We start from the raw sequence: 3,555 nt of genomic DNA on the forward strand, positions 1-3,555 counted from the left end.
CCGACAAGGGGAATTTGAATGAGAGCCACGATCGAACGCGCGACCCTGCTGAAATGCCTGAGCCACGTCCAATCTGTTGTGGAGCGGCGCAATACCATACCCATATTGTCCAACGTTCTGATCGAAGCCAGCGAAGGCGGCAAGATCAAGGTGACCGCGACAGACCTTGATTTGCAGGTTGTCGAAACCTTTGCAGCCGATGTCGAAACGCCAGGCGCGACAACCGTGTCCGCGCACACCTTATTTGAAATCGCGCGCAAATTGCCCGATGGCTCGCAAGTGCAGCTGCATGCTGCCGATGGTCGAATGGCTGTCAACGCTGGCCGTGCCCGCTTCTCGCTTGCAACACTGCCGCGCGACGATTTTCCGACGATTGCCGAAGGCGAACTGCCAACATCGTTCGAAATCCCTGCAAGCTCGCTGATCCAGATCATCGACAAGACGCGCTTTGCGATTTCGACCGAAGAAACGCGTTATTATCTGAATGGTATTTTCCTGCACGTCACGGATGACGCAGAACCGGTTCTGAAAGCGGCGGCAACCGACGGGCACCGTCTGGCCCGCGTAACCTTGCCGCGCCCTGCAGGTGCAGAAAACATGCCCGACATCATTGTGCCGCGTAAATGCGTTGCCGAAATCCGCAAGCTGCTTGATGAAAGCGGCGGCAATGTGATTCAGGTCGATTTGTCGGCAAGCAAAATTCGCTTCACCTTCGACAGCGTTATCCTGACATCGAAGCTGATTGATGGCACCTTCCCCGACTACAGCCGTGTCATTCCAACTGCGAATGACAAACTGCTGCGCATCGATCCCAAGGCATTCAGCCAAGGCGTTGACCGCGTGGCGACTATCGCCACCGAAAAAACCCGCGCTGTCAAAATGGCGCTCGACAAAGACAAGATCACCTTGTCCGTCACCAGCCCCGAAAACGGCACTGCGGCCGAAGAAGTGTCCGGCCAATATAGCAGCGATAGCTTCGAAATCGGCTTTAACGCGCGCTATTTGATGGACATACTGGGCGAGATCGAAGGCGACATCGTCGAACTGCATTTGGCCGACGCCAGCGCGCCGACCTTGATCCGTGAGAATGACAAATCAGCGGCGCTGTATGTCCTAATGCCGATGCGGGTTTGATCTAAACTAATCCGATAAAGGTAAGGCCTTGAAATCTTTTCAAGGCCTTACTATCAATACGACGCCGATTGAGAAAATCTGCGCGTCGCTCCCCTACTCGGCCGCCTCGGCCATCAGCACATTCTGCGGGCCGCGCACAACGATACCCGGCAAGGCGCCGGTCATCTTGCCTTCACGGAAGGTCACCACGCCCGATTTTATCGTCGCGACATAGCCGTCAGCCTTTTGCAGTAAACGCTTGCCACCGGCGGGCAGGTCGAACGCCAGCCATGGCTTCAGCAATTTCAAGGCGTCAAAATCGATGACGTTGATATCGGCGAGATAGCCCGGCTTCAGCACACCGCGATCATTCAATCCATAAAGCCGCGCGGTGTCGCGACATTGCCGTTTGACGGCCAACTCGAGCGGTATTGTTCCGGCCTTACGGTCGCGCGCCCAATAGCTGAGCAGGAATGTCGGTGACGCCGCGTCGCAAATTGTCCCGCAATGTGCGCCGCCGTCAGACAGCGATGCGACGATATCGTCACGCTGGAGCAGTTCTTTGGTGAAGTCCAAATTGCCATCCATATAATTCAATATCGGCAGGTAAATCATGCCGTTCCCGTCGTCGGCCATCAACTGGCCATAGGCATATTCGGCGCTTTCTTTGCCTGCAGCCTGTGCAAAGCCAAAGATGCTTTCTTCGCGTGTGGGTTCATAGCTGAAGCCATCGCCCAGCGGGAATTGCATGGCCCAAGCGGCAGTCACCAGCATGAAGAATGGGGCCATATCAACCGACGGCGGCGGCAAATTGTCCTCCGCCAGCATCGCAGCCTTGAACGCCGGGTCGGACAGTTTTGCTTTCTGCTCATCCCACGACAGTCCTGCGATTTTCTGCCAGCTTGGCTTGCGCATGAATGGGTGCACCGAGCCGCGCCAGTTCATGATGACGCCGATACCGCGCAGGCCAATCGCAGCGACCAGATTGGCACCATTGTCATTGGCGTTGCACATTCCTGCCATTTGCTCGGTCCACGGCATTTGCTTGATGGGCGATTGCAACATGGTGAAGGCGATGGGCACCCCTGTCTCGCGGCTTAACCGACCCATCCAGCCGAACTCGTCCCATTCTTCCAAGAAATCGGTGGTTAGCTCAAACACCCCATGCCCGACCTTACCCATGGCGCGGCCAATACCAACCAACTCGGGTTCGGTCGCCGTGGTCCCAGGGACAAGTTCGCCATCAATCGATTTATGCAACACCGTGCGTGAGGTGGAAAAGCCCAAAGCCCCTGCGCGCAAGCCTTCCTCCACCAGCCGCGCCATTTCGGCGATGTCTGCTTCGGTTGGCGCCTCATTATCCGCCCCGCGCTGTCCCATGACAAAGGCACGCAACGCGCCGTGCGGAACTTGCGTGCCAATATCGATGGTGCGCGGGCGGCGCTCAAGCGCATCCAGATACTCAGGGAAGGTCTCCCAATCCCATTTCATCCCCTCGGCCAATGCGGTACCGGGGATATCCTCAACACCCTCCATCAGGCCGATAAGCCAGTCATGCTTGTCCTTTTTCGCCGGCGCAAAGCCAACGCCGCAATTGCCCATGACGACCGTGGTGACGCCATGCCAGCTCGACGGACCCATCTCGCTGTCCCAAGTCGCTTGGCCATCATAATGGGTGTGGATGTCGACAAAGCCGGGTGCGACGATCTTGCCTGTTGCATCAATCTCTTCGCGGCCTTGCGCGCTGATATGTCCAACCGCCGTGATTATACCGCCGTCCACTGCAACATCAGCAACAAAGCGCGCCGCGCCTGTGCCATCAACCACGGTTCCACCACGAATAACAAGATCATGCATGCCGACTCTCCTCTATCCTCGCGCTGAGCGTATCAGGTTTAATTAGGCAATTAAACCTCTGCGTCAGCCTAGAAAACGTCCTGTTCGAGACCGATCAAAATGCTATGCGTTGAAAATTAGTCGCGGCCAGCCGCTGTTATTTTCCGCGTTGCGCCAACAACCGCAGGCGAAGAGCGTTCAGCTTGATAAAGCCTGCTGCATCCTTCTGGTCATATGCGCCGGCATCGTCTTCAAAGGTCACGACCTTTTCGCTGTACAGGCTATTCGGCGACTTACGGCCAACCACGCTGGCGAGGCCCTTGTAGAGCTTCAGCCGCACAGTTCCTGACACATGTTCCTGACTATGGTCTATTGCGGCCTGCAACATCTCACGCTCCGGCGAGAACCAGAAGCCATTGTAAATGAGCTGGGCATATTTCGGCATCAGCTCGTCTTTCAGATGCGCCGCGCCGCGATCCAGCGTGATACTTTCAATGCCGCGATGGGCACGGGCGTAAATCTCGCCACCCGGCGTTTCATACATGCCGCGCGATTTCATACCAACGAAACGGTTCTCGACCAGATCAAGACGGCCAATGCCATGCG

Annotated in this window: 2 protein-coding genes and 1 pseudogene; 1 reads left to right on the forward strand and 2 read right to left on the reverse strand. The window is 56.5% G+C overall.

Annotation, left to right across the window (positions count from 1 at the left end):
* Positions 1-18 precede the first annotated feature (18 nt).
* The gene (gene dnaN, locus ACIQ2T_RS12540; protein WP_397591100.1) at positions 19-1,134 is read left to right on the forward strand and encodes a DNA polymerase III subunit beta; all 1,116 of its coding nucleotides are present in this window, start codon (positions 19-21) and stop codon (positions 1,132-1,134) included.
* 93 nt (positions 1,135-1,227) lie between these two features.
* Here the strand turns inward: dnaN and ACIQ2T_RS12545 are convergent, their stop codons facing one another.
* Together ACIQ2T_RS12545 and ACIQ2T_RS12550 are read right to left on the reverse strand one after the other, a co-directional pair.
* Positions 1,228-2,970, reverse strand: coding sequence for an amidohydrolase family protein (locus ACIQ2T_RS12545; RefSeq protein ID WP_397591101.1), 1,743 nt, complete (start codon positions 2,968-2,970; stop codon positions 1,228-1,230).
* Between the two features lie 136 nt (positions 2,971-3,106).
* A pseudogene (locus ACIQ2T_RS12550) lies at positions 3,107-3,555 on the reverse strand (argininosuccinate synthase); the annotation flags it as partial.

The organism is Sphingorhabdus sp., from assembly GCF_044357595.1.
In the GTDB taxonomy this organism is placed as follows: Bacteria; Pseudomonadota; Alphaproteobacteria; order Sphingomonadales; family Sphingomonadaceae; genus Sphingorhabdus_B.

Bases quoted from the DNA above. Each gene is read 5' to 3' on its own strand.
- dnaN (WP_397591100.1), top strand. From the start codon at position 19: ATGAGAGCCACGATCGAACGCGCGACCCTGCTGAAATGCCTGAGCCAC.
- ACIQ2T_RS12545 (WP_397591101.1), bottom strand. From the start codon at position 2,970: ATGCATGATCTTGTTATTCGTGGTGGAACCGTGGTTGATGGCACAGGC.